Source organism: Sorangium sp. So ce375 (assembly GCF_051473855.1).
In the GTDB taxonomy this organism is placed as follows: domain Bacteria; phylum Myxococcota_A; class Polyangia; order Polyangiales; family Polyangiaceae; genus Sorangium.
Map to the genome: position 1 here is coordinate 11,940,008 of NZ_CP150335.1, position 25,480 is coordinate 11,965,487.

A 25,480-nucleotide genomic window follows, 5' to 3' on the forward strand; every position below is an offset into this window, starting at 1 on the left:
AGGAATGCGGGAAGGAGAGCAACCGCAAGGGCGCGAGGGGCGCAAGGGACCAGAGACGAGATATTTTCTTGCCTTCCCCTTGCGCCCCTCGCGCCCTTGCGGTTGCTCTTCCCTTCTGTTGATTTCCTCGTGACTCCAGCGTGATCGGTGCTCTAGGGGCTGTGCGGCTCCGGCAGGCCTGCTGCGCGGCGGGTACAGACCGGGGGCCTGGGTTACAAAGTTGACCGGGACCCTGGGTGACAGATCAGACCGGGAGCCTAGGTAACAGGCTCTCGGTTTTTGTAGGAAACCGACCGGAGGTGTCGGTGCCCTGGAAAGCGATCTGTCCCATGGATCAGCGCGTTCATTTCGTCAGTTTGGTCAACGAGTCCGACGAGACGTTCACGGCGCTTTGCGAGCGCTTCGGGATCAGCCGGAAAACAGGCTACAAGTGGGTCGCGCGCTATGAAGCGCGTGGCGCTGCCGGGCTCGCAGAGCATCGGCCGGTGGCACACTCATGCCCGCATCGGACGCCGGCGGAAGTGCTCGACAAGCTGATCGAGCTTCGCAAGGAGCACCCGAAGTGGGGGCCGAAGAAGTTGCGTGCGCGACTGGAGTCGCTAGGCGTCAAGGAGCTGCCAGCCGCCAGCACGATCGGCGACGCACTCAAGAAGCACGGGTTGATTCCGCCGCGCCGCCGTCGGGTTCATCCGCCCATGCACCCGCTGCCGATCGCGCCGACAGCGTATCCGAATGAAACGTGGTGCGTGGACTTTAAGGGGCACTTCGTGGTCAGCGACAAGACGCGCTGCTACCCGCTGACCATCACGGATCACACGACCCGTTTTCTACTCAAGTGCGAGGGTCTCGTCAAGGCAGATGACATCGCTGTAAGGCCTCACTTCGAGCGAGCGTTTCGAGAGTTTGGCCTCCCGGCGCGAATCCGCTCGGACAATGGGCCTCCGTTCGCAAGCCCGGGCATCGGTGGGCTCTCCGCGTTGTCCGTCTGGTGGATTCAGCTCGGCATTACGCCGGAGCGAATCGAGCCCGGCCATCCGGAGCAGAACGGTCGGCACGAGCGGATGCATCGCACGCTAAAGGACGAAGTGGCAAGCCCGCCGGCCGCGTCCATGCTCGCACAGCAGCGCGCGTTCGATCAGTTCCGACGGGTGTACAACACGGAGCGTCCGCATGAGGCACTCGAGATGAAGACGCCGTCGTCTCGGTACACGCCATCTCGTCGATGCCTGCCCGAGAGACCCAAGTCGCCCGAGTATGCCGACACGATGAAGGTGCGGAAACTGGACGATATGGGCCGCTTGAGCTTCGCCGGGCAGACCTCGAAGACGAGAGTGTCCCGGCTGCTCGCTTACGAACCGGTGGGGCTCGATCCGGTCGAGGAAGATGGCTGGAGCCTCTACTACGGGCCGGTTCTGCTTGCAAAGGTCACGCTCAAGAACAAGGAGCTCCGCTTCGAGAAGCAGCGCTGAGCGCCTTCACAACGAACCAACAGCAAACTCACAAGTTGCCAGTCTCCCCCCCCGGCCCCCCCTCGAATGAGCTTCGCTTCTAGCCTTTGGCGGCACTCGCCTCGGCACCGTCAACTGGCGCGACCGCGCGCAAAGAGAGACGATGACGGCTTTTGTCTTTGTCTTGAGACTCGGATTGCGTTAATAGGCTGCTGGTACGTGACGACGAAGAACCCCGTTCGCGTAACCAATCGTATTGGTCTGCGTCTACTCACCCCCCGGTAAGTGACGGCAGCCACCCGGACCGCGGCTCCGAGCCTCGCGGACCGCGATCCCGGGAGCCCAGAAAGTGTCACCTAGGCTCCCGGTCTAAAGTGTTACCAGGGCTCCCGGTCGTTCAGGCGTCGGCGCCCTTCTGCGCAGCCCCAGCGGTTGTGCTGCGCGGTCCCGGCGGCCCGGCTGCGCGGTCCCGGCGGCCCTGCTGCGCGGCCTCGACGCCCTCCCGCGCGGCAGGGCCGCCGGGGCTGCGCAGCCTCGGCGCCCAGCTGCGCAGCCCCGGCGACCCTGCTGAGCAGGCCCGGCGACCTTTCTGCGCGGCCTGGGCGCCCAGCTGCGCAGCCCCGGCGGCCCTGCCGCGCAGGCTCGGCGACCTTCCTGCGCAGCCTCGGCGCCCAGCTGCGCAGCCCCGGCGAGCCGCCTGCGCACCCATTGATGTGTCCTATCGTACGATCGCGTGGCTCCTATGCGGCCCTCGCGACCCTCCTGCGCACCCATTTGGGTGTCCTATCGCACGATCACGTGGTTCCTGTGCAGCCCCAGCGCCCCTCTGCACGCCCAGTTGCTGCCCTGGGTCACCATGGCCCGACGCCTGCGCAGGGCCGTTGCCGCTGCTGCACCGCTGCTGCGCAGCCTCGGTGTCCGCTTGCGCGGCGCCTCTGTCTCCTTGCGACCTTGCGACGAAAGCGTCGGTATCGTGCTCTCCTGTGACCCGAAGCCTTGGCGTTACCGATTTCCCCATTGAGCGACCGCGCCTCTGCTCTGAGGGGCGCTGACCTCGACAAGGAGACATTTCATCGCCATGGCAACGAAGGCACCCATCGCCGCTTCCTCCAGGACCAAGAACGCCAAGAACACGCGCGCTTCGAGCGACGCCGGAGGCGCGCGCCGATCGTCGGGCGGTGCGCCCGAGCTCACGCTGAGCGCCGAGCGAGAGGCCGAGCTGCTCCGAGAGGCCGAGTCGCTCGGCGATGACACCACCCTCTTTCCAGGCAAGCTCGCTCGGCGCGTCATCTGGTCGAGCCGCATTCAGCTCGCCGCCGAGCGCGACGCGGCGGATCTCGTGCGCACGCCGTTCGCCGAGGGCGAGCCCACGCTCACGCGCGAGGAGATCCGCGGGTTTCGTGAGAAGATCGAGCTCCTGCGCGTCGTGCAATCGCGCTGGCAAGCGACGCAGCAGCGCCAGGAGCGGGCCGCCGCGGCCTTCGTGAAGCCGGCCGCCGAGGCCGTCCAGATCAAGCAATCGCTGCTCCGCTTCTTCGATCTCCGCTTCAAGAAGAGCCCCGAAGGGAAAAAGCGGCTCATGGCGATCCGGGCGGGCAGCGGCGACGCGGATCTGGTCCAGGACGCCTCCGATCTCCTCTTGCTCTGCGCCGAGCACGCGGAGGCCATTCACAAGGCGCCGCGCGGCGAGGGCGCCGCGGCGGACCGCCTCCGCGAGCTCTCGCCGCTGCTCGCGCGCATGCTCGCCGACAAGAAGCTCTCTCTCGAGGCGGTGCGCTCGCGCAAGCTCCGCGACGCCGCGTACACCCTCGTCGTGAACGCCGAGCGGAGGCTGCGCGCCGCCGCGGAGTACTGGTACGCGGGCACCGAGAAGATGAAGGACTATGCGCCGTTCCCCGCCTCCCGCGGCGCCTACGGCGGAGGAGAAGAGGAGGGGGAGGAGGGCAACGAGTCGGAGGAGGCCGAGCCGGAAGACGGCGCGTCGGAGGAGGGCGAGTCGGGAGACGGCGAGGCGGGCGATGACGGGGAATCGCCCTGAGCTCGGGGTTCACGGATCCCGCTTCCCGCGTCCGATGGGTGAAGACCGCGGCCCCATAGGAGCGCCAGCGTTCACCGTTCACCGCCGGCACCCTCGCCGATCTGGGCCACGCTCGCGTCCGTGGCTACCGCCACTGACGCCGGCGCTGAAGGAGGCGAGGGCGGAGAAGTAGGATGGTGCCCGGCCGGCCTGCCATCGCCTGCCAGGACAGGAGCCGCGCGATCGTCTGCTCCTGAAGCCCGCGGCGTCGGTTCAGGAGCCGGTCGTGGCGAGGAGCTCCCGGGCGTCGCTGACGACGGCGGAGCGGCGGATCCAGCGGTCCAGCTCGTCGAGGTCGGTGCTCGCGAGGACGCGTTCCCGCACCTCGACGGGGACCTCGAGCCCGCGGGCCTCGAGGACGGCGAGCACGTCGTGCGCCTTGGCTTCGAGGATCCCCTCCTGCCGACCTTTCGCTACGTAGCCGCGCGCGAATTCGCTCTGAAACTGGTAACCGCTCTTCATCATCGCCTCCAATTTCCGCCTCGCCGCTGCGTTCAGCGAGGATAGCACCAGGTCCCCGTAGACGGCCCGGCGCTCCTCATCGAGCTCGTCCACCGCCCCCGAAAAAAAGGCCACGCCGATCGCCTCAGCCGCCTCGCTCTGTCCGTGCGCCATCGCGGAGAGCACGGCCACCTCGGGCGCCGCCTTCGCCTGCGCGGCGTCGATGACGACCGGGACGCCCTGGGGCCCGAGCACCAGCGGCGTCAGCGTCCAGCCAGGGTGGCCCGTGTCGATCGGCCGCGAGCTCCACCGCGCCATCGCCGCGTCGATGGTCACGACCAGCAGTCCGGTCGGGCAGCGGTGCCGAGCGCGCGTCTGGGTGACGTACACCGGCCAGACGTAGGACTTGTCCGGGTCCACCCCGAGCTGGACCTCGACGACGATGGCCATCGCGGGCTGCTGCTGCTCGCCGACCAGCAGCACGACGACGACGTCGGCGCGGCGGTCGGAGGGGACGATCTCGGTGAAATCGGAGGACTCGACGCGCGCCTCCGTGAAGGTCGGGACCGGATGGCCGAGCGCGTCGTGCAGCAGCTCGGCGGCCAGCGCCGGCCGGTTCTTGAACAGCTCCACCAGGGCTTCATGGGTCACTGAGGGCATGGAGTCGTCTCACGAGTGGTTGCAGTCATGCTGGATTTGCGTGGCGCGCCAGGCTCGTGCGGTGGGACCCGCAGGGGCCGAGCAGCGCCCTCCCACTCATGAATTCCGGGGAGCTCCTCGGGGTCATCACGCCATGTGAGGCGCGTGTGCCCCGACGATCAGGGCACAGGGTGGCGCGTCAGAGCTCTCGGCGACACGAGCGGACTCAGGTCCCTGAGGAGCGCCGACGCCGTAGCGAGGCTTCGGCCATTGTGTCCGCTGTGGTTCTTGCGCAGCTGGCCCTCCGATTCAGCTCCGGCTTGGACTCCCGGTGGCTTCACTCGGACGACATGGCGGGAGCCGTGTGTTTTCGTTCTGAAGAGCGAGGTGATGCCGATCGTGTCGTACCGGAAGCCCGGGTATCGCTTGCGTCCTTGGCTGCCGGCCCTCCGCGGGCGCTGAAGGAGGCAAGTGCGGAGAAGCAGCCTGGCGCACGGGCTACCTGCCATCGCCTTCCAGCGACGGGAGCAGCTTGCTTGTCCGCTCCTGGGGCCGGGGCGCTCTCAGGAGCCGGTCGTGGCGAGGAGCTCCCGGGCGTCGCTGATGATCGCGGCACGGCGGATCCAGCGGTCCAGCTCGTCGAGGTCGTTGCTCGCGAGGACACGTTCTCGCACTTCGACCGGGACCTCCAGCCCGCGGGCCTCGAGGCAGGCGAGCACGTCCTGTGCCTTCCCCTCCCGGAACCCTTCCTCTCGCCCCTTCGCTATGTGGCTGAGCGCGAATTCGCTCTGGAACTGGTAACCGCTCTTCATCATCGCCTCCAACTTCCGCCTCGCCGCTGCGTCCAGCGAGGATAGCACCGGGTCCCTGTAGACGGCCCGGCGCTCCTCATCGAGCTCGTTCGCCGCCGCCAGGGAGACCCGCGCTCACGAACGAGCGAGCCGTCCGTCGTCGAGCAGCACCCAGGGGGCCGCGGGCGAGTACGCCGCGGTCCCCGCCATGGGCAGGCTTGGTGCGTCCCCGAGCTGATCGAGCCCCGTCTCTCGAAGCGCATCCCACGTTCCGTGAGACGGTACACCTTCGAGAGCATCGGGTGGCCAGGCGGCTTCGGGCCAGGAGCGCGCTCGACGGCGGCGCTCGAATCATGCTTTGCCCATTGATCCAGACGAGCTTCCAGGAACCGGTCGCCTGTGCAGGAGAGGAGATGCCACAGGTGCATTCGCGTCTCCGATTGATGAACGGCCAACGCCAGGGCCGTCTGCCACTCGGACGAGAGGAGGGAAAAGACCATCTCGTCGAATCGGCTGAGGCGCAGGCGTCCTTCTGCGGTCTTTCTCGGGAAGAAGCACGAGAGGAGCGCCCACAAGGGAGCGAGCTCTGCAAAACCTTCGACGCCGGTGATGCAGCTCTCGACGAACGGCAAGGGGTTCTCGTCGACGTAGCTGTCCCAGAGGCGGACGGCCTAATCTCGGCGGGCACGACCCCGCCATCTCAAGCTGTCCGCTGCCCACATCTTCGTCTTCCGACTCGTCTTCTCCTCCGTGGCTTGGGTAGTCCCGCCCCTACGGATTCCTTCGGGTATCCAGCTTCCGCGCTTCCCGGCTCCAGCGTGTCAATTGTCATTTTGAAGAGCGAGGCGACCCCGAGCCCGTCGTACCGCAAGCTGGCATAGCGACAGCGTCCGGGGTGACGGCGTTGCCCGCCGGCGGTCAGGCAGGCGAGCGCGGAGAGGTTGGCTGGCGCAGCATGAGCCATCGCCGTAGGCACCGCGGCGACAGGAGCAGCGCGCTCGTCTGCTCCTGAAGCCCGCGACGTCGGTTCAGGAGCCGGTCGTGGCGAGGAGCTCCCGGGCGTCGCTGACGACGGCGGAGCGGCGGATCCAGCGGTCCAGCTCGGCGAGGTCGGTGCTCGCGAGGACGCGTTCCCGCACCTCGACGGGGACCTCGAGCCCACGGGCCTCGAGGAAGGTGAGCACCGCCTGCGCCTTGGCTTCGAGGATCCCCTCCTGCCGACCTTTCGCTACGTAGCCGCGCGCGAATTCGCTCTGAAACTGGTAACCGCTCTTCATCATCGCCTCCAATTTCCGCCTCGCCGCTGCGTTGAGCGAGGATAGCACCAGGTCCCCGTAGACGGCCCGGCGCTCCTCATCGAGCTCGTCCGCCGCCGCCAAGAACGCCAAGCCGATCGCCTCCGCCGCCTCGCTCTGTCCGTGCGCCATCGCGGAGAGCACGGCCACCTCCGGCGCCGCCTTCGCCTGCGCGGCGTCGGTGACGACCGGGACGCCCTGGGGCCCGAGCACCAGCGGCGTCAGCGTCCAGCCAGGGTGGCCCGTGTCGATCGGCCGCGCGCTCCACCGCGCCATCGCCGCGTCGATGGTCACGACCAGCAGCCCGGTTGGGCAGCGGTGCCGGGCCCGCGTCTGGGTGACGTACACCGGCCAGACGTAGGGCTTGTCCGGGTCCACGCCGAGCTGGACCTCGACGACGATGGCCATCGCGCGCTGCTGCTCGCCGACCAGCAGCACGACGACGACATCCGCCCGGCGATCGGAGGGCACGATCTCGGTGAGGTCGGAGGACTCGACGCGCGCCTCCGTGAAGGTCGGGACCGGGTGGCCGAGCGCGTCGTGCAGCAGCTCGGCGGCGAGCGTCGGCCGGTTCTTGAACAGCTCCACAAGGGCTTCATGGGTCACTGAGGGCATCGGGTCGTCTCATGAGTGGTTGCAGTCATGCTGGATTTGCGTGGCGCGCCAGGCTCGTGCGGTGGGACCCGCAGGGGCCGAGCAGCGCCCTCCCACTCATGAATTCCGGGGAGCTCCTCGGGGTCATCACGCCATGTGACGTGCGTGTGCTCGCCGGCGACCAGGGCACGCTGCCGCGCGTGAGAGCTCTCGGGCACACGAGCGGACGCCGGTCCTCGGGAAGGCGCCGACACCGTTCCGATACCTCCTGTCATCCCGCAAGCTGGGGTATCGGCCGCGTCCGCGGCTGCCGGCGTAGTAGCCGGTGCTCAGGGAGGCGAGCGCGGAGAGCTAGGCTGGCGCATCGGCTACCGCCGTCGCATTTCGTCGACAGGAGCAGCGCGCTCGTCTGCTCCTGAAGCCTGCGGCGTCGGTTCACGAGCCGGTCGCGGCGAGGAGCTCCCGGGCGTCGCTGATGATCGCCGCACGGCGGATCCAGCGGTCCAGCTCGTCGAGGTCGGTGCTCGCGAGGACGCGTTCTCGCACGTCGGCGGGGACCTCCAGCCCGCAGGCCCCGAGGAAGGCGAGCACGGCCTGGGCCTTGGTCTTCAGGGGGCCCTCCCGCATCCCTCGTGCTGATGAGCCTGCGCGCAGGACCATGAGCCAGCGTGAGCGTCAACAGTTCTCACCCCGCGTGGGCTGCCCACCTCCTCGGGGTCAGTGATTTCCTTGTCCAGCGGGGGGCGTGTCGCTTCCTTGCAGCGCTCGCGCGCATCGTTCAGCCAAAGCATGTATCTCTCGAGCCGATTGACGCGCTTCGTCGCTGTCGAAGCCCGGCGCGATTAGCTGGTTGATGCGCTTGACCACGTCGAGGTTCTCCGCTGAGAAATCGGCCGCTCCGGCGCCGAGCTTCCCCGCTGCGCGAAGCTCGACGAGCTGCTCGTATGCCCGTTCGAACGACGCGAGATTCTCAAGGACCATCTGTCGGTTTGCGACCACAAAAGCCCATTTGTCGACGATGTCGACCATGTGTGCCCCGTTGTAGAAATCGACCAGCAGCTTCTCGATGTCCGCCATGCTGCCCTCGGCAATGTTCCTGGTTCGTCGGCGTTGCAACGGTCGATTGCAGAGACCTAGTCATTCCCAGAGTAGGAACAGACCTTCGGGAATGGCAGGCCGCCAACTGGATAATAGCAGTCGTCGCCATTCGGGTAATGATATCCGCACATGAACCCGATTGTTAAGTCGTTGCATGAAAATAGCTTGCCGTTTCCGCCGTCGGGCTTGTATGGGTGTACGGCGAGCGCAACGCATCCGATTCCCTTCGCGAAGCACCGTTCTGAGCATGTGGCACCATGGTCTGGCGTGGTGCAGAATACTTTCAGTCCTGCTTCATACGGATCGTCATCGTGCGACGGACCGCTGTCGTCGGGGCGATTCGGCTCCGTGCTGTTGCACTCGGTTGGTTCCTCGGCGTTCTGCCGTTCGGGTGGCGCGTCGTCGAAGTCTCCGGAACCAGTCGTAGGAATAATGCTGCCAGCGCCGGCTCCGCTCGTCTCCTCACCGCGGACCCAGCATTCCCCCATGTCATAGTTGCAAGCTACAAGACCAAGAAGCAGGATGGCAAAGACTTTTCTCATTTCGACTCTCCCCCGATCTACAGAGAGGCCCAGCGGTAAGGCAACCCGGCGAAAGGATTGACCGCAAGCCTGGGGCCAGCCCCGATCTGGTTCGCGCCATGCGAATGCCAACGCCGAACTCGACTGCCTTGGCGGGTGCCGAATCGACAAAGAGCGCACAGGAACAGCCGCAACGCACGGGCATGCGCGTCTCCACCTTCAGCCGGTGCCCCATCTTCTTCCCCGACTCCGGATGCGTCTCCCATGGGAGGGCGGCGTCAACAGGCGACCCAGCTCCCAGTTATGTGCGTACTGCATCGAGTCCGCGATCCTGGCGTCGCCGGCCGCGTCCCTGGAGCGGCGGCGTCCGCAGCGCACGTAGCCCGTTGGAGGCGCGGGCCGTCTTGGGAGAGCGCGCCCTACCAGAACGAGGCGATTCCGATCCTGTCGTACCGGAAGCTGGGGTATCGGCCGCGCCCGGGGCTGCTGGCGTTGCCGCCGGCGCTCAAGGAAGCGAGCGCGGACGGCGCCGGGGCCGCGGCGGAGATCCCGGCGAATGAGGGGGTGAACGGGCCGCAAGCGGGCGCGGCGATGGCGGAGCAGGGGCCACGACAAGGAGGAGGAACTCGCCGTGCTCTCGGCGGTGGCGCACGGCAACAGGCCGAACTGGATCAGGAGTGTCAATTGTCGTTTTGAAGAGCGAGGCGACCCCGAGCCTGCGGTACCGCAAGCTGGCATAGCGACAGCGTCCTGGGTGACGGCGTTGCCCGCCGGTGCTCAGGGAGGCGAGCGCGGAGAGGTTGGCTGGCGCATCGGCCATCGCCGTGGAGGGGGAGTAATGGCTGACGCGCGCCGCCATGGCGCCGCCACCCCCGAGTCGGCACTGTCACCGAGTTTTCCCGTCGTTTCGTGCCGGCATGGGGGGTGCTCAAGGCCGAACGTCATGCCGACGCTCGAGCACAACGCCCTCGTCGAGATGTTCCGCGAGCACCCGGAGCTCGCGCCCCACTTGCTCGTGACGCTCTTCCACGTCGAGGTGCCGCCGCACGCGTCGGTCGCGGTGGTCGAGTCGTCGCTCGACCAGCTCATCCCGGTGGAGTTCCGCGCTGACCTGGTGCTCGAGCTTCGAGACGCGAACGGCGCGCTCGTGCTGGCGATCGTCATCGAGGTCCAGCGCGACGTGGATCCGGACAAGAAGTTCTCGTGGCCGACGTATGTCACCGTCGTGCGCGCCAAGAAGCGCTGCGGCACGGTCGTCCTCGTGATCGCGACGGATGCCGGCGTGGCCGCCTGGGCGGCGGAGAACATCGACCTCGGCCTGGGCCTGGGCCACGTCGAGCCGCTGGTGCTCGGTCCGGCTGTCGTCCCCGAGATCACCGACCCAGCCGACGCGGAGCAGGACCCCGAGCTGGCCGTGCTCTCGGCGGTGGCGCACGGCAACGGGCCGAACGGGCTCACCGTGGTCCAGGCGGCGCTCGTCGCCCTGGCCCGGCTCGACCAGGAGCACGCGATGGTCTATTTCAGGTCATCTGGAACGCGTTGCGTGAGCCCATGCGGCGGGCGCTGGAGGCGTTGGTCATGGAACGGCAGATCGAAGACGAGGAGAGGTTTCCGTTCGTGCGGGAGCTCATCGATCGCGGCAAGCTCAGGGGCCTACGTGAGGGCGAGCTCAAGGGCATGCGTGAAGGGAAGCTCGAAGGCAAGAGGGACGCCCTGCTGCGGTTGCTCGCGCGGGCCGGGATCGTGCTCAGCGAGAGCGAGAGAGAGCGCGTCCAGGCATGCACGGACATGGCGACCCTCGACCGCTGGATCGATAACGTCCTCGGGGCGACGACGGCCATCGACGTTCTCTCGTGACGGTTGACGGATGCGGCTCATCGGGCTGGCGGTGAATCAGGTGGGCTTTGGCCGAGGATGATCGCCGGGCCGATGGGCGCTCTCGGTCGCGGCCATGATGGCCGGCGCATCTGGCAACGAGGCTGTCAGAGGCGGACAAGCGCAGAGAGGTTGGCTGGGGCAGCATGGGCCACCGCCGTAGCACCGTGGCGACAGAAGCAGCGCGCTTGTCCGCTCCTGAAGCCCGCGCCGTCGGTTCAGGAGCCGGTCGTGGCGAGGAGCTTCCGGGCGTCGCTGACGACGGCGGAGCGGCGGATCCAGCGGTCCAGCTCGTCGAGGTCGGTGCTCGCGAGGACGCGTTCCCGCACCTCGACGGGGACCTCGAGCCCGCGGGCCTCGAGGAAGGTGAGCACCGCCTGCGCCTTGGCCTTGATGCTCGCCTCCCGGAACCCTTCCTCTCGCCCCTTCGCTATGTGGCTGAGCGCGAATTCGCTCTGGAACTGGTATCCGCCCTTCATCATCGCCTCCAACTTCCGCCTCGGCTGCGTTCAGCGAGGATAGCACCAGGTCCCCGTAGACGGCCCGGCGCTCCTCATCGAGCTCGTTCGTCGCCGCCAGGGAGACCCGTGCTCACGAACGAGCGAGCCGTCCGTCGTCGAGCAGCACCCAGGGGGCCGCGGGCGAGTACGCCTCGGTCCCCGCCATGGGCAGGCTTGGCGCGTCCCCGAGCTGATCGAGCCCCGTCTCTCGGAGGCGCATCCCACGTTCCGTGAGTCGGTACACCTTCGAGAGCATCGGGTGGCCAGGTGGCTTCGGGCCAGGAGCGCGCTCGACAGCCGCGCTCGAATCATGCTTTGCCCATTGATCCAGACGAGCTTCCAGGAACCGGTCGCCTGTGCAGGAGAGGAGATGCCACAGGTGCATTCGCGTCTCCGATTTATGAACGGCCAACGCCAGGGCCGTCTGCCACTCGGACGAGAGGAGGGAAAAGACCATCTCGTCGAATCGGCTGAGGCGCAGGCGTCCTTCTGCGGTCTTTCTCGGGAAGAAGCACGAGAGGAGCGCCCACAAGGGAGCGAGCTCTGCAAAGCCATCGACGCTGGCGATGCAGCTCTCGACGAACGCCAAGGGGTTCTCGTCGACGTAGCTGTCCCAGAGGCGGACGGCTTGATCATAATGTTCGGATGACCAGGGTTGTGCTTTGTCGAGACGGTGCAGAAGAACCTCATCCGGATGATCGGACACCGACTCAGAGCAGGTAAACGGACGAGTCAAGACCTCTTGGCTTGCTGCTCGCGATGGTGGAACTGGTTCAAAATCGAGAACGAAGATGTTTTGATGCGAGAACCCGAGATGACGCAACCAGCTACAAGTCCTCCAGAGGTTCACCCGCTCGTGAAGGCTCGCCGACACCCACAAGACGATGGGGGCCTCCCAGTGGACGTCCGGCGAATAGACCTTGTCCCAGTCTTCGGTCGAATTCCACCACGCGCGACGTGCCCTGACGTGTTCCATGGCATCCCGGCGACTCGGACCGACGATGAGACGGTCCGATGCGCGCACGACGTTGCTCGCGCCGATCTGGAATAGTTGTTCCGTGGTCAACCCATCGAAAGCAACGTGGGTGGACCCGCCGATGTCAACGGTGGCTCCCATGGTCAATAGAACCCGCACTTGTAGCATTGCCTGAATTTGTAATCATGGCCTTTGAGGCAATTCTCCTGGCATATGGCACAAAGTGTTATCCCTGGGTCAACAAAGCGCGAGCAGGGCCAAGGCATACTTTGGCAGTCGGTGTACATGTCGGTGCATGTCTTGCTCGGCGAGCACGACCCGGCCATCTCAAGCTGTGCGCTGCCCACCTCTTCGTCGTCCGGCTCGTCTTCTCCTCCGTTGCTTGGGTAATCTCCCGCCCCTACGGATTCCGTCGGGTATCCAGCAGCCGCGCTTCCCGGCTCCAGCGTGTCACAGGCGTACTGCATCTCACATGCCGATGCGAGCAACGTCACGAGCCCACCGCACAGCACGAGCGCGCTGGCCTTCAGCTTCAACCCGTATCCCATGTCATTCTCCCCGTTCCGGATGCGCGCGTTCGTTCTCCCGGCGGGGAAGCGGCGTCAACTGGTTGCCCAGACCACGATTATGTTCGTGCGGTAGTGCGCGCGGCTCAGGTGCGGCCGGCCGCATTCCGCGATCGGGGCGTGCGCAGCGAGCGCTTCCTGCCCCGGCTCCTGGGCGTCGGGCTCATTGACGCTCACGATGGTCGCTGATCGACAGCGCGTGCTGCTTGCTGGCCATCGCGAAGGCTAAGCGATCCCGGTCGCCGCGGTGACGGTGGGCCCATTCGGCAGCGGAGGCTGCCAGATGTCTCTCACTGAGCCGATGCCAGGAGTATGGCCGCTGGTCGTGCGGCACCAGGAGCTGCTTGCTAGCCTCGAGAACGCGCCGGAGCTTGGCTTCGGCGGCTCGCAAGGGGTTTCCTTCCTGGAACGGTGGGCTCGGATTGAGCTGGGGGAGGGGATGCGGCGGCGCGGCGGCGGCCGGCGCCGTTGGTGGGCTTGCGGTTCTGCTCGCGCTCGGCGCGGAGGCGCTCTAAGAGGACGGAGGCGGGCTCGTCGTTCGGGTCCTGGGGGACGAGGTCGCCGCGGAAGGCTTTGGCGAGGATGGCGCGGTCAAGCAAGCTCATGTCTGCGACGGCGCCCTCAAGAATACCTCGCATCCTGTCAAGATGCCCGAGAGCTTGTTGGATTGCATCGACAACAGCGCGCTGCTCCGCCTGCGGTGCAAGTGGTATGGGCATTCGGCGAAAATCTCCTACATTTACACCCTGAAGTGCAATGCCCCGAGTTTCGCCACGCATCCATCGTTGGCTATGCGGCGCTTCGATCATCCTTGCAATGAACCTTCGCTCAACCTCTGGCGTGGGCGAGAGCCGAAGCACGTGCTGCGTAATGTTGCCGCCCTCCAGTTCGGGCGGCACGAATGCTACCTTTCCGATAGTACCATCCTTCGAAATAAGGATGTCGCCAGCACGCAGCGTGGCGCGGGAGAAGAGTGCGGCGCGTGCCGGATCGCAACGGGGCAAAGTCCGAACGTCAATCTGACCAGATGCCACCTCAGTCACTCGTACATAGGGTACGCCACCAGGTACATCCGGACCAGCCTTGATAATCCCATAAATGATTGGGCGGCCAGGTGCCGTGACATCATCGGTGCTTGCCCACACCCACCCCTCCGGCAGCTCCGGCAGCTCGCTCGCATCGACCGGCGCTGGCTCCTCGTACTTCTCTTTCCACCGGTCGTCCCCCGGCACTTTCCCCTTCGCCCGCATCTTGGCGAGCTCCGCCTCCTCCCACCGCCGCCGCCGCTCGGCGCGGATCCGCTTGAGCAGCTCCTCGGCCGGCTCCACGTCGGGGTTCTTCTCCCGCCAGTCTGCCGTGAGATCGCCGCGGAAGGCGGCTGCGAGCACGGACTGGCGGAAGCGATCGAGGAGCGAGGGGATGGCGTCGAGCGCCTCCTTGGCGCGGCGGCTCTTGGCGGTGAGGGCTTCGATTTTGGCACCGATACGGTGCTGCTCAGCCATGGGCGCCACTGGACACGGGTAATCCTTTAGGAGCGCTTGACTGATATTCGGCTGTGCCCCACCTTGCCCCATCGCCCTCAACTCATCTCGTTGCGAGCGCAAGAAATGGAATAGGAATGGGATTAGTTTCGAAGTTGTACCGTGTGGGAGCAGTGCGGCACACGCCTGATTGGTAGCAGCCTCGACACCGAGGATTCCGAGGCGACCGATAGTCGCCCCATACATAGCGATAAGAAGCGTTCCGAGGGGAAGCCTACGGGCGGCGCTGTTTCGGAGACCTTCTTCGGTGATTGATTCTTCTGTCCCATGAATAGTGCAATCTAGAAGCTCACCGGTCTTTACCCACGGGATCCCTGGGCCATAATACTCAGCCTTACTTCGTGAGGGGGTCCCGCCGCTCGTCCACATACCCAACGCACCCAGGTTCGAGACCACCCACCCCTGCGGCAACTCGCTCACGCCTCCACCCCCAGCTCCACCTGCAGCGCCGCCATCTCCTCAGTCGCGATCCGCAGCTTCTCCAGAATCTCCGCCGCGATCTCCTCCGGCTCTGGCAGTTCATCCGCTCCGTGCACGCTCTCGTCCTTGAGCCAGCTTATATCGAGGTTGTCCCCCCGCCCCTTGATCTCCTCCCGGGTAAACTTGCGGAACCGCCCCTCCTCCCCCTGGTCCTTTCGCCGGCTCTTCCCGTACGGATCGCTCCCGAACGCCTTCTCGAACTCCGCGAAGTGCTCCTGTCCGAGCGGCGTCCGCTTCCCGAACGAGGGCATGTTCGCCCGCAGGTCATAGACCCACACCGCCCTGGTGTTCCCCTTGTCCTTCTTCTCCTCCCCGCGCGTGAAGAACAGCACGTTCGTCTTCACCCCCTGCGCGTAGAAGATCCCCGTCGGCAGCCGCAGGATCGTGTGCAGATCGCACTTGTCCATCAAGTCTGCCCGGATCTGCGCCCCGGTGTTCTCCTCGAAGAGCACGTTGTCGGGCAGCACCACCGCGGCCCGCCCGCCCGGCTTCAGCCCGCGGTAGATGTGCTGCAAGAACGCGAGCTGCTTGTTCGAGGTCGGATACGTGAAGTCCTTCCGCGACGGCAGCCCGCCCCCCTTCTTCGTCCCAAAGGGCGGGTTCGTCAGGATCACATCCGCAGGTGCCAGCCGCTCGCCATCGGACGAGAGCGTGTCCCCGCGCAGCAGGTTCGCCTCGATGCCGTGCAGCATCAGGTTCATCAGCGCCAGCCGGTGCGCGTCCTCCACCAGCTCGATCCCGTAGAACGCCTTTTTCTTCTGAAAATCCTGCTCGCGCTGGCTCAGCTCATAGATCTTGTCATCCGCCCTGATGAACCGATCCGCCGCGATCAGAAACCCCGCCGTCCCCGCCGCCGGATCCTGCACCAGCTCCCCCGCCTTGGGTTGGACCAGTCGCACCATGCAGTCGATGAGCGGCCGCGGCGTGAAGTACTGGCCTGCGCCCGACTTCTTCTCGCTCGCGTTCCGCTCGAGCAGGTCCTCGTACATGTTGCCGAGTCCCTCCTCGCGCGCCGAGTACCAGTCGAGCCGCTCGATCTCCTTCACCAGCGTCTCGAGGTTCTTCGGCTGCTTGATGGATGTCTTGGCATTGACGAAGATCGCCTGCACGCGCCCTGACGCCTCCGTGCCCAGGTGGAGCAGCGTGGCGCGGTAGAAGTTGAGCAGTCCGACCCCGGTCTTGGTCGAGAGGTCGTCCCAGCAATATCCCTTGGGGAGCGCCTTCTCCGTGCCTGTCTCCTTCGCCATCTTGAGGAAGAGCAGGTACGTCAGCTCGGTGAGGTATTCGTGGTAGGTGATGCCGTCGTCCCGCAGGACGTGGCACAGATCCCAGAGCTTGCGGACGATGTCAGCGGTCGTCATGGTCGGCGCTTTCCACCTACCACAGTCAGCCCGCAGCCTTCTCCCAGATCGCCTCCTTCAGGTCGCCCAGCACCTGCTCGAGCTGCCCGTCGAAGATCTTGTCGATCCGCTGGAAGCCGCCGTCGGCCTGGAACTGCCCCCGATCGAGCGCCGCCCGGTCCACGACCTCGTCCGCCTTGATCTGCTTGCCGATGCGCTCGAGCCACTTTCGCTGCACGGCCGTCCACGCGCGGCTCTGGCCGATCTTCGCCACCGCCCGGTCCACCCGCTCGCCGTAGGGCACGAGCGGATCGCCGAGCGCTGCGCGCCGGATGAAGCCCATGACGGAGGCGGCGATGTCGGCGTTGGTCTTGTACCGCCACGCGGCCCGCAGCTCCGCCTCGCTGTAGCCCGCCCCGTCGAGCGCGAGCTTGAGCTCCCGGAGCTGCTCGCGGGTGAGGTCGCGCGGCCGCTGCGTGACGAGCATCAGCGCCGGGAGCGCGTTGCCGTGGTCGTGAAGATAGGCCGCGAAGCCTTCCAGGTAGTCGTCCGGCCTCGCCACCTTGCCGTGGCCGGGCCCCACCTCGATCACCCGGTCGAGGTGCTCCGAGATGATCAGCGGCCGGCCAGCCTCGCTCTTTTTGTCCAGGAACGAGATGAGATACCCGTGCTGGGCGAAGAACTCCGCCGCAGCCTCCGGCGTCCCCGCCTTGAGCAGGCGCGCGACCTCGGCCGGCGACATTCCTGCGATGTTCTCGAACTGGGACAGGCGATCTCCCTTGAGCACCTGGCGCTTGCGCTGGAGCTTGGCGATGAGCTGCTCGAGCACCGCTGCCCGCGCCTCGTCGTCCTTCACCGTCCGGAGCTCACCCACGAGCGCCTCGAACGAGAAGCTCACGTCGTTCACCACCGGCGTCATCGAGGTGAGCTGCTCGAAGTTCTCGTACAGGGCCACCGCGTCGAAGATGCGGAAGCTCGCCTTCTCGATCTGCGGGCAGAGGCGCGTGGCCCGGCCGAGCATCTGCTCGTAGAGGATGCGGCTCTTGACCTGCCGCAGAAAGACCAGGTTGCAGATCGCCGGGACATCGACGCCGGTGGTGAGGAGATCCACGGTGACGACCACGTTGGGCAGGCGCTCGTTCTTGAAGTGCCGGATGAGCTGGAGCGGGCGATCGACGCTGGGGTGGCCGGTGATCTTGGCCACCGCCCCGTCCTCGACGCTGCCATAGTGTGCAGCGAACGCCGCCTCCAGCGACGTGACGACCAGATCGGCGTGAGCGTCGTTGACGCAGAAGATCAGGGTCTTGCCCGGGAGGGTGGGGTCGATGTGCTTGGCCAGCTCGGCGCACACGACCTCGTTGAAGCTCTTGGTGATGACCTTGCTGTTGAAGCCGTCGATATCGATCTTCACCTCGTCCTGGACGTCGACAAGCTCCTCGGCGGCGGTGCGCGGGTCGAAGCGCCGCATCTTCTCGCCCTTCTTCCAGATCATCCCCTTCTTCGCGAGGTCGGTGACGATGGACACCGGCGGCTCGTGGTCGACGAGGCAACCGTCGATCACCGCCTCCCGGTACGAGTAGAGGAAGACCGGCTTGCCGAAGATCTCCGCGGTGTGCGCCGCGGGTGTGGCCGTGAGGCCGATCTTCACCGCGTCGAAGTGATCGAGGACGCGCCGGTACCTGGAGACGTAGTCGTCGACGCTGCGGAAGCTCAGCTCGACGTCGCTCATCTCCTGATCGAGCGTGTACCCGCGGTGACACTCGTCGACGACGATGCAGTCGTACTGGTCGACCGGCGGCACATCGCTCTTCTCCTTGTCGCCCTCCTCCTTCGGCGAGAGGACGCGCTTGACCATGCCCTGAATGGTCGCGACATGCAGCTTGGTGCCAGCGTCCGGTCGCACGTCGTCGAGACCCTTGATGTTGTAGATCTCCGCGAACGTCTGCAGGTTCTCGAGCCGCGCGTCCTTGAGCGCGTCCACCGTCTGCTCGCCGAGCGCGCTCCGGTCGACGAGGAAGAGCACGCGCCGGAACCGCTGGGCCTTGATCAGCCGATAGATGAGCCCGATCGCGGTGCGCGTCTTCCCCGTCCCCGTGGCCATCGCCACGAGGCACGCCTGCTGCCCGTTCTCGATCGCCGCCTCCACGGCCCGGATGGCGCGGATCTGGTAGTCGCGCAGGTCGAGGTAGCCTGTCGGCTCGCTTCCCAGCTTCGCGTGGGCGGCGTCGACGTCTTGCTTGAAGAGCGCGACGAGCCCCTCGGGCGTGTACCAGCCCTGGAGCGGGCGCGCGAGGTTGGTCGAGCGCCGCGCGTCGCGGAACCAGATGCCGCTCTTGGTCTCGATCTGCTTGAGATACGAGCGCCCGTTCGTGGCAAAGAGGAAAGGCACCTTGTGCCCTTTATCCCACGGTCCGCCCACGAACTTGCCCTTGCCCTCCACCTTGAAGCCGCGGCCATAACGGGTGGTCTGCTGCTTGAGGACGTTGGCCACGTCCACGCTCATCTTCTTCGCCTCGACGACCGCGTACGCCTCGAGCCCTACGAACAGCGCGTAGTCGACCGGGCCGGTCTCCGTCGGCCACTCCGCGATGGCGAGGTTCTTTCCCTTCTGCGGCCTCGTTCCCCGCTTGTAGTGAAGCTGCTCGGAGTCCGCCTCCCATCCGGCGTCGCGGAGCTGCTTGTCGATGAGCCGGCGGGTGGCGGCCTCGTCGAGGTGGATCGCCTGCGCTGCTTCCGCAGCGCGGTCGACAAAGGCTTGAACCTCCGCGGCAGGCGCCGCTGCGGCCTGGGCCTGGAGGGCGGCGAGCTCCGCGGCGAGCTGCGCCTTCTGGCGCTCGAAGGCCTCGACGTCCTTCGACCGCTTCTGCTCGGCCTCGGTGGCGAGCGCTTCCCAGAGCGCCCGGTCCTCGGCCTCCTTTCGGGCGCGCTCCTCGGCCGTAAGGCGCTTCCTTGCCTCCTCCTCAGCAGCGGTTCGGACGGCCTCGATGTCGACCTTGCTCCTGGCCAGCTCTCCGCGCAGCCGCTCGAGCTCGGCGGCGAGCGAGGCGTCTTCCTTCGCCGGCTCCGGGGGCGGCACGAAGGGGCCGGGGTCGAACTTCTTGTTGTTGCCGAACGAGCGCTGGAACCAGACGGCGAGCTCGCGCGCCATCTTGAGCTGGTGCAGCGCCTCGTGGTGATCGCCGCGGATCTCGTGGGTCGCCTTGTTTCCGGCAACGCGCAGGTCGTGAAAGAGCTGCCGTGTGGTCGCGTCGAGCGCGCCCCGGTCGCGGAGGCGGCCGATCAGCGTGGCCTGGTTGTCTTCGGGCGACGTGTAGAGCCCGAGGCGCGCGGCGGCGCGCTGAGCGAGGATCTCGCCGAACTGCCGCAGCTTCACCAGGCAGGTGTTCGGGTCCTCGGCGAAGTAGCGCTCCGCCTGCGTCCCGAGCACGACGAGGCGCGGGTCGTGGTAGGCGAGAAACGCGAAATTGGGCGAGGCGGCAGGGGGCATGGGATCGGGCTCGCGCGTGGGTGGGGGGACCGTTCCATGGAACACCAACCCGGGGCGCGGGTGGAAGTGGAACGCCACCGTGCTGGGCGGTCTCGCGTAAGGAGCAGACGTTCAGGTGCACGCGGCCGGCGGGCACTTCGCTCAGAGCCAACCGCGCTTGTCTCGGTGCAGGTCGTGCTCGGTGGATGTGCGCAGGCTGGCGCCGTCCTCGCGATCGGCAAGGTGATGGGCCCGCTCATGGATAGCTCACCAGGCCAAGGGACTCGTGCTAGGGCGCCGAACAGGGCGAAAGTCGTCTAAATTTAATGGCTTGCAAAACTCAATGATCCGTTTGGGACCAAGCTCCAAGGTAAGGGAATGCGGGAAAGAAAAACCGCAAGGGCGCAAGGGGCGCAAGGGATGAGAGATGAGAGATGAGAAATTTTCTCTCTCTTCCCTTGCGCCCCTCGCGCCCTTGCGGTTTTTTCTTCTCTTCTGCTGATTTTCCCCGTGATCTAATGTGATCGGTGGTCTAGGTGCTGATCGAAGAAGGCGAGTAGGGGTCGAGTCTACCTCTCTGCCTCGCCGTGCTGGGCCGGCGATGATCCTGGGACAGCGATGCTCGATGAAGACCGCGCGGCGTCTGTCGTCGAGCCTGTCGACGAGGCGCCGCAGAACCGGCGCTCGCTGCCGGGCGATCAGTCTCGAGGGCCCGGCCTTCGTCCGGAGCGCCCTTGCCGAGCGTTCCGGGGACGACGACCCGCCGAGGCCTCGGTCGGTTGCATTCCAGAGACGACGTCAAAATCGTCGTGTAAACGCGCGCCGCACCGCGGGTGTGCGCCGTTGCCGGGCCGGCGACGTCGTTGATAAGGTGGGCTACTTATGACGCGCTTGCGGTCGGTCCTGTTGCGGTGCTGCCTCCTCGGCGCGCTGATCAGCGCCACGGGGCCCTCGCGCGCGGCGCCGCCGCCCGGGGGGGCGCAGCCGGCGGCTGCGGCGCTGCGCCAGAAGGCCCGGATCGCGTTCCTCACGCGGCGGTGGGCGGACGCCGAGGCGGGCTTCGAGGCCGCCCTGGCGGCGCCCGACGCCTCCGGGATGACCGAGGTGCAGCAGGCCGAGATCCTCGGGTATCTCGGGCTCTCCGAGCTGGAGCAGGGCAAGCACCGCGAGGCCGCCGATCACCTGGCGGAGAGCCTCGATCACGACGCCGTCCTGAAAGAGCCGCTCCTCCGCCGGTTCACGAGCGGGTTCAACAAGGCGCTGGAGCACGTCGGAAGGATCTACGTGACCGCCGCCCCGCCCGACGCCGAGATCCTCCTGGACGGCGAGCCGCGCGGCTCGGGGACCACGGTCCTCGAGCTGTTCGTCGATCCGGGGGTGCACACGCTCCAGGCCCGGCTGTCGGGCTACGAGGAGCTCTCGCAGCGCGTCGAGGTCGCCGGCGGGGCGACGGTCGGCGCGGCGCTGACGCTCTCGCGCGTGGCCCCGCCGCCCCCGCGCGCCCCCGAGCCGAGCGCCAAGAAGAGCGCGCCGGTCGGGCCGGCCGCGGCCCCTGCGCCAGGGCCCTGGGCGTCGTGGCCTGGGGCGCTGCGGATCGCGGGGATCGCCGTCACGACGGCCGCCGTCTCGTCAGGGGCCGTCTTCATGCTGCGGGCGAGCGCGCTCGACGGGGACATCCGCGAGCGGATCGATGGCCTCAGCCGCGATCCAGCGTGGACCTCGGACGCGTGCTCCAAGGCGCCGCAGCCCTCCGCGTGCCCCGAGCTCCACCGCCTGCGCGTGCAGCGCGACACGTCCGGCGCCCTCGGGACCGCGCTCGTCGTGACGGGGGCAGTCGTCGGCGCAGCGACCGCGGCGTCCCTCTTCGTGGGTTCCTCGTCCCCGCGCTCGGAGCCGGCGCGGACCGCGCTCCAGGTCTTGCCGGTGACGACGGCGCACCAGATCGGCGTGGTGGCGCTCGGGGCGTGGTGAGGGCGCGCCGGCGAGCATGACGTGGCCTCTGGCGGCTTAAAGGTGTCGGCTTAACTCGCGGTCGCCGCGCTGCGCAGGTGCGACGCGGGCGTCGTCTCGGGGCGCATGTACCGCGGGAGTCGTTGCGGGGAAGAGCAGACCTACAATGAAGGCGCTTCAGCGCTTCTGGCCGCACCGCCGCCTCCGGTCTCGCTGTGCGATTCATGCTCGTACGAGCGCGATGTCCGAAAGTTAGCCGTGTTGACAAAGTGCCGATGAAAAGGATAAGGGTGGAGTGTTGTCCTAAACATAAATTCGACTCACTTCCGATCTGCCAAGGAGCTCCTCCCATGAGATTGAAGCCGCTGATGAACGAGCTGAGGCGCGATCATCTCCTCCCGGTGCTGGCGCTGCTTGTCGCTCCCCTGGCGCTCGGCTGTGTGAGCGAGATGGGCCAGCAAGACGACGGGGCCCTGGACGAGCCCGTCGGGGAGGCCCAGGCGGGGGTCGGCTGGTGGTCGTACGGCTGGGGGTGCAGTGGGAGCTGCGAGCTCAACCTGGGGACGGACACCGACCGGACGTGTTTCCTCTCGGGCGTCTGGGGCAAGCTCGGGGCCAGCTCCCAGGCCTCCGTGCGCGTGACGCGGTCCGGCGGCGACTGGATGCTCTACGTCGATTCCGCCAGCGGCCAGAACCTGGGCGCCAACGCCGTCTGCGTCAACACGGTGGAGAACAGGACCGGTCAATACACCTGGACCTGGGGACCGGGCTCCGGCCTGCCGACGAGCATGGGATTCGGCACGTCGGCACGTCGGTGCTTCCTCACGCAGGTGGTCAGCAACGGCGCGTTCAAGTACCCTAACTGGATCACGGACTACGCGAAGGTGCGAAAAGATGCCTCGGGCGAGTGGTTCCTCGAGGGCTCCAGCACCACGGGCGTGGATACCCCGGTGACGGCCACGGTGAAGGCCATCTGCGTGGATGTGCCGCAAAACTACGGTGCATGGCAGTGGATCGCCGGCAACAACCACCGCATCGATCCCCTGGCGAACGACTCGGCCGGAGGGGTGGTGTGCGGCATGACCGGGCTGGGCGGGCCCTTCACGTCGAACACCTGGACCGACGGCGTCTGGCTCGAGTACAACTCAACGACGCTCGACTGGGAACAGCACACCGTCAACAACAAGACGGCCTGGTCTCAGTGCGTCCGGTGACGTGACCGGCGCGGCGGCTCGACGGCGCCATGCCGTACGGGCCCCGGACCTGGCGCTCGGCGGCGCGCCTCTGCGGGCGCGCGGGCGCGACGGACTGCGGGGCGAGCGCCCCCCGCGCCCCGGCGCCCCCGCGGCGGCTCGGCGTCTTCTCGGCGCCCCTCGGACGCGCGCTGTGATGTAATGGGGCCGTGTCCACCCGCAGGCAGCCGCTGCCAGGGGGACGACCCGCGGTGACCCCTTGAGCGCCTCCCCCCCCAAAGCGACGATCGCCGTCCTCGAGCGCAACCGCGTCGTCGGCCAGCGCATCGCCCGCGCGATGGCCGCCGCCTCCGGCCTGCAGGACGTCCCCGTCGCCAGCGATCCCGCCGAGCTGCGCGCCCGGCTGTCCGAGCGGCCCCTCCTCCTCGGCTGCGACGCCGCCGATCTCGACCTCGCGCTCGAGTGGGCCGCCGAGCGATACCCCAGCATGCACCTGCTCGTGTGGACCTCGGGCAGCACCGACGCGATCCTCCACGCCGCGCTCAAGGAGCCCCGCCTCTCCAGCATCGTGGGCTGGCCGAGCTTCGCGTCCATGCCGCGGCCGTGGGAGATCGCCCTCGCCGCCCGCCGCATCCTCAAGCCGCTCGCCCTCCCGCCTCGCCTCTCCGACCTGCTCTCCTGGGGCGCCACCATCGTGAAATGGCGCCCCCGCTCGAGCGACGACCGCGACCGCACCGTCGCCGAGGTCGCGCACTGGGCCGAGCGCTCCGGCGCCCCCGCGCGCGTCGCCGAGCGGCTCGCCGCCCTCGCGCACGAGCTGCTCATGAACGCCATGTACGACGCGCCCGTCGACCGCCGCGGCCGCCCCCGCTACGCGCACGACAGGCGGCGCGACCTCGTGCTCGAGGAGAACGAGATCCCCACCCTGCGCCTCGGCACCGACGGCGCGTACCTCGCCCTCCAGGCCCACGATCCGTTCGGCGGCCTCCGGCGGCACCACGTCTTCGAGGGCATCACCCGCGGCCTGAGCGCCCGCGGCGCCGACTCCGCCAACTCCCCCGTGCTCGACACCTCGGGCGGCGGCGCCGGCCTGGGCATGCTCAAGATCTACTCGTCCGGCGCCGTGCTTGTCGTCGACGTCTCGCCGATGTCCTCGACCATGGTCACCTCCTTCTGGGACCTCGACGTCAACCCGCGCGAGTTCCGCTCGCTCCCCGCGTCCCTCCACTTCTTCGAGCGCTCCACGCCGGCGATGGAGACGCTGGAGCGGACCGGGTGGTGACGCCCGCGCTCGCGGCGCGCTCGGGGCGATCCGGCCGAGGAGGGCGCCATGGCTGAGATCGATCCGCTCCTCGCGCGGCAGCTCAGGCGCCTCGGGCTCGAGGACCTCGTCGAGCCCCCCGACAAGGAGACCTGGCACAAGGTGCTCGCGCGTATCAGCGAGCACTACCGCCACGTCGCCGACGACCGGAGCCTGCTCACCCGCTCGCTCGACCTCTCCACGAACGAGATGGGCGCGCTCCACCGCCAGCTCCTGGCCGAGCGGGACCGGCTGCGCAGCGTCGTCGTGGCCATCGGCGACGCGCTGACCATCTTCCACGACGCCGCGAGCTCGCAGGTGGAGCCGTCGCGGCCCATCGAGGTCGGCTCGACGATCTCGACGGCCAAGCGGCGCTTCGCGTCGAAGCTCGGCGAGCTCTTCTCCCTGAGCAGCGCGGCGCCCGGCGGCGCGACCCAGGCCGGCGGTCATCAGACCGCGCTAGGGCAGGCCGCGGCGGGGCAGGGCGCCGCCGACGCGAGCGGCTCGGACGAGGCCATCAACGAGGTCCGCGTCCAGCTCGTCGCGCTCGGGGACCGGCTCGTGCAGCTGCTCTACGACACGGCGGAGAAGGCCTCGCTGAAGAAGCAGCTCGAGGTCGCGCGCGCCGTCCAGCAGATGCTCGTGCCGAGCGAGGACGTCATCGAGCGGCCCTCGCTGCGGCTCGCGAGCCACTTCCAGCCGGCGGCGGAGTGCGGCGGAGACTGGTGGACGTTCCACGATCTGCCGGACGGCAGGCTGCTCACCGTCGTCGGCGACGTGACCGGGCACGGCATCTCGTCCGCGATCATCACGGGGGCGGCGAAGGCCGCCTGCGACGTCGTGCGCACGTTCGCGCGCGAGCAGCTCAGCCCGGCGCAGCTGCTCCGGGTCATGAACTGCTCGATCTTCGAGGCGGGGCAGCAGAGGTTCCTGATGACCTGCACGGCGTGCATCTTCGACCCGGGAGCCGGCTCGCTGACCCTCGCGAACGCCGGGCACCCGTTCCCCTACCTGGTCAGGGACAACGCGATCCGGCAGCTCGCCGTGCAGGGCGAGCCGCTCGGCGCGGCGAGCTCGGCCGAGTACACGTCGAGCACCGTCGCCCTGGAGGGCGGCGACGCCCTCCTCTGGTTCACCGACGGCGTGACCGAGTGCGAGAACGAGTCGAGCGAGCAGTTCACCGAGAAGCGGCTGCGATCGCTCTTCCAGAGCGTGGCCGCCTGCCCGCCCGAGGAGGCGAGGGACGCGATCGTCGCGGCGGTGTCCGGCTTCCGCGGCGAGCGCGCCCTCGACGACGACGTGACGCTCGTCGTGGCCCGCGTGTTGTAGCCGAGCGCACGAGCGGGCTCGGCCATCACGACGCGACGCCCGTCGTGGCCCGCGTGCTGT

General features: G+C 67.6%; 18 protein-coding genes. 7 read left to right on the plus strand and 11 right to left on the minus strand.

Going from position 1 to position 25,480, the window contains the following annotated elements; genetic code table 11:
- Window positions 1-305: 305 nt before the first annotated feature.
- The gene (locus tag WME90_RS44415) at window positions 306-1,469 is read left to right on the plus strand and encodes an IS481 family transposase (protein ID WP_437283738.1); all 1,164 of its coding nucleotides are present in this window, start codon (window positions 306-308) and stop codon (window positions 1,467-1,469) included.
- Between the two features lie 1,057 nt (window positions 1,470-2,526).
- Window positions 2,527-3,486, plus strand: a complete 960-nt coding sequence (locus tag WME90_RS44420) for an ATPase (RefSeq protein WP_437278159.1) — start codon at window positions 2,527-2,529, stop codon at window positions 3,484-3,486.
- A gap of 252 nt (window positions 3,487-3,738) precedes the next feature.
- Here WME90_RS44420 and WME90_RS44425 read toward each other — a convergent pair whose 3' ends face one another.
- From WME90_RS44425 to WME90_RS44450, 6 genes are all read right to left on the minus strand, one after another.
- Window positions 3,739-4,626, minus strand: coding sequence for a hypothetical protein (locus WME90_RS44425; RefSeq protein ID WP_437278160.1), 888 nt, complete (start codon window positions 4,624-4,626; stop codon window positions 3,739-3,741).
- Between the two features lie 542 nt (window positions 4,627-5,168).
- Entirely contained in the window at window positions 5,169-5,420 is a 252-nt protein-coding gene (locus WME90_RS44430; RefSeq protein ID WP_437278161.1) for a hypothetical protein, read from the minus strand.
- A 1,004-nt stretch (window positions 5,421-6,424) separates the two neighbouring features.
- Entirely contained in the window at window positions 6,425-7,306 is an 882-nt protein-coding gene (locus tag WME90_RS44435) for a hypothetical protein (RefSeq protein WP_437278162.1), read from the minus strand.
- A gap of 414 nt (window positions 7,307-7,720) precedes the next feature.
- The gene (locus WME90_RS44440) at window positions 7,721-7,912 is read right to left on the minus strand and encodes a hypothetical protein (protein WP_437278163.1); all 192 of its coding nucleotides are present in this window, start codon (window positions 7,910-7,912) and stop codon (window positions 7,721-7,723) included.
- 90 nt (window positions 7,913-8,002) lie between these two features.
- Entirely contained in the window at window positions 8,003-8,362 is a 360-nt protein-coding gene (locus tag WME90_RS44445) for a hypothetical protein (RefSeq protein WP_437278164.1), read from the minus strand.
- Between the two features lie 1,470 nt (window positions 8,363-9,832).
- Window positions 9,833-10,411 carry a hypothetical protein gene (locus WME90_RS44450; protein ID WP_437278165.1) on the minus strand — a complete coding sequence of 193 codons (579 nt, stop codon included), beginning with the start codon at window positions 10,409-10,411 and terminating at the stop codon, window positions 9,833-9,835.
- A 71-nt stretch (window positions 10,412-10,482) separates the two neighbouring features.
- Between WME90_RS44450 and WME90_RS44455 the strand changes: the two genes are divergently transcribed.
- A complete protein-coding gene (locus tag WME90_RS44455; RefSeq protein ID WP_437278166.1) occupies window positions 10,483-10,761 on the plus strand; it encodes a hypothetical protein in 279 nt (92 codons plus the stop codon).
- Between the two features lie 236 nt (window positions 10,762-10,997).
- On the opposite strand, the gene WME90_RS44460 is transcribed toward WME90_RS44455, so the two are convergent.
- From WME90_RS44460 to hsdR, 5 genes are all read right to left on the minus strand, one after another.
- The gene (locus WME90_RS44460; RefSeq protein WP_437278167.1) at window positions 10,998-11,261 is read right to left on the minus strand and encodes a hypothetical protein; all 264 of its coding nucleotides are present in this window, start codon (window positions 11,259-11,261) and stop codon (window positions 10,998-11,000) included.
- A 109-nt stretch (window positions 11,262-11,370) separates the two neighbouring features.
- Complete coding sequence (locus tag WME90_RS44465) at window positions 11,371-12,396, minus strand: hypothetical protein (protein ID WP_437278168.1); 1,026 nt, start codon at window positions 12,394-12,396, stop codon at window positions 11,371-11,373.
- 772 nt (window positions 12,397-13,168) lie between these two features.
- A complete protein-coding gene (locus tag WME90_RS44470; protein WP_437278169.1) occupies window positions 13,169-14,782 on the minus strand; it encodes a restriction endonuclease subunit S in 1,614 nt (537 codons plus the stop codon).
- Window positions 14,779-16,203: an N-6 DNA methylase gene (locus WME90_RS44475; protein ID WP_437278170.1), complete on the minus strand. Its 1,425-nt coding sequence runs from the start codon at window positions 16,201-16,203 to the stop codon at window positions 14,779-14,781. The genes WME90_RS44470 and WME90_RS44475 overlap by 4 nt, the downstream gene beginning before the upstream one ends.
- 25 nt (window positions 16,204-16,228) lie before the next feature.
- A complete protein-coding gene (hsdR, locus tag WME90_RS44480) occupies window positions 16,229-19,669 on the minus strand; it encodes a type I restriction-modification system endonuclease (RefSeq protein ID WP_437278171.1) in 3,441 nt (1,146 codons plus the stop codon).
- Between the two features lie 861 nt (window positions 19,670-20,530).
- On the opposite strand from hsdR, the gene WME90_RS44485 reads away from it, so the two are divergent.
- The 4 genes from WME90_RS44485 to WME90_RS44500 all read left to right on the plus strand — a co-directional run bounded on the left by WME90_RS44485 (window position 20,531) and on the right by WME90_RS44500 (window position 25,420).
- Window positions 20,531-21,619, plus strand: coding sequence for a PEGA domain-containing protein (locus tag WME90_RS44485; RefSeq protein ID WP_437278172.1), 1,089 nt, complete (start codon window positions 20,531-20,533; stop codon window positions 21,617-21,619).
- 329 nt (window positions 21,620-21,948) lie between these two features.
- Window positions 21,949-22,812, plus strand: coding sequence for a hypothetical protein (locus WME90_RS44490; RefSeq protein WP_437278173.1), 864 nt, complete (start codon window positions 21,949-21,951; stop codon window positions 22,810-22,812).
- 238 nt (window positions 22,813-23,050) lie between these two features.
- Complete coding sequence (locus WME90_RS44495; RefSeq protein WP_437278174.1) at window positions 23,051-24,073, plus strand: hypothetical protein; 1,023 nt, start codon at window positions 23,051-23,053, stop codon at window positions 24,071-24,073.
- Between the two features lie 48 nt (window positions 24,074-24,121).
- Window positions 24,122-25,420, plus strand: coding sequence for a PP2C family protein-serine/threonine phosphatase (locus tag WME90_RS44500; protein WP_437278175.1), 1,299 nt, complete (start codon window positions 24,122-24,124; stop codon window positions 25,418-25,420).
- Window positions 25,421-25,480 lie beyond the last annotated feature (60 nt).

Bases quoted from the DNA above. Each gene is read 5' to 3' on its own strand.
- WME90_RS44420 (WP_437278159.1), top strand. From the start codon at position 2,527: ATGGCAACGAAGGCACCCATCGCCGCTTCCTCCAGGACCAAGAACGCC.
- WME90_RS44425 (WP_437278160.1), bottom strand. From the start codon at position 4,626: ATGCCCTCAGTGACCCATGAAGCCCTGGTGGAGCTGTTCAAGAACCGG.
- WME90_RS44430 (WP_437278161.1), bottom strand. From the start codon at position 5,420: ATGATGAAGAGCGGTTACCAGTTCCAGAGCGAATTCGCGCTCAGCCAC.
- WME90_RS44435 (WP_437278162.1), bottom strand. From the start codon at position 7,306: ATGCCCTCAGTGACCCATGAAGCCCTTGTGGAGCTGTTCAAGAACCGG.
- WME90_RS44440 (WP_437278163.1), bottom strand. From the start codon at position 7,912: ATGCGGGAGGGCCCCCTGAAGACCAAGGCCCAGGCCGTGCTCGCCTTC.
- WME90_RS44445 (WP_437278164.1), bottom strand. From the start codon at position 8,362: ATGGCGGACATCGAGAAGCTGCTGGTCGATTTCTACAACGGGGCACAC.
- WME90_RS44455 (WP_437278166.1), top strand. From the start codon at position 10,483: ATGGAACGGCAGATCGAAGACGAGGAGAGGTTTCCGTTCGTGCGGGAG.
- WME90_RS44460 (WP_437278167.1), bottom strand. From the start codon at position 11,261: ATGATGAAGGGCGGATACCAGTTCCAGAGCGAATTCGCGCTCAGCCAC.
- WME90_RS44465 (WP_437278168.1), bottom strand. From the start codon at position 12,396: ATGGGAGCCACCGTTGACATCGGCGGGTCCACCCACGTTGCTTTCGAT.
- WME90_RS44475 (WP_437278170.1), bottom strand. From the start codon at position 16,203: ATGACGACCGCTGACATCGTCCGCAAGCTCTGGGATCTGTGCCACGTC.
- hsdR (WP_437278171.1), bottom strand. From the start codon at position 19,669: ATGCCCCCTGCCGCCTCGCCCAATTTCGCGTTTCTCGCCTACCACGAC.
- WME90_RS44485 (WP_437278172.1), top strand. From the start codon at position 20,531: ATGACGCGCTTGCGGTCGGTCCTGTTGCGGTGCTGCCTCCTCGGCGCG.
- WME90_RS44490 (WP_437278173.1), top strand. From the start codon at position 21,949: ATGAGATTGAAGCCGCTGATGAACGAGCTGAGGCGCGATCATCTCCTC.
- WME90_RS44500 (WP_437278175.1), top strand. From the start codon at position 24,122: ATGGCTGAGATCGATCCGCTCCTCGCGCGGCAGCTCAGGCGCCTCGGG.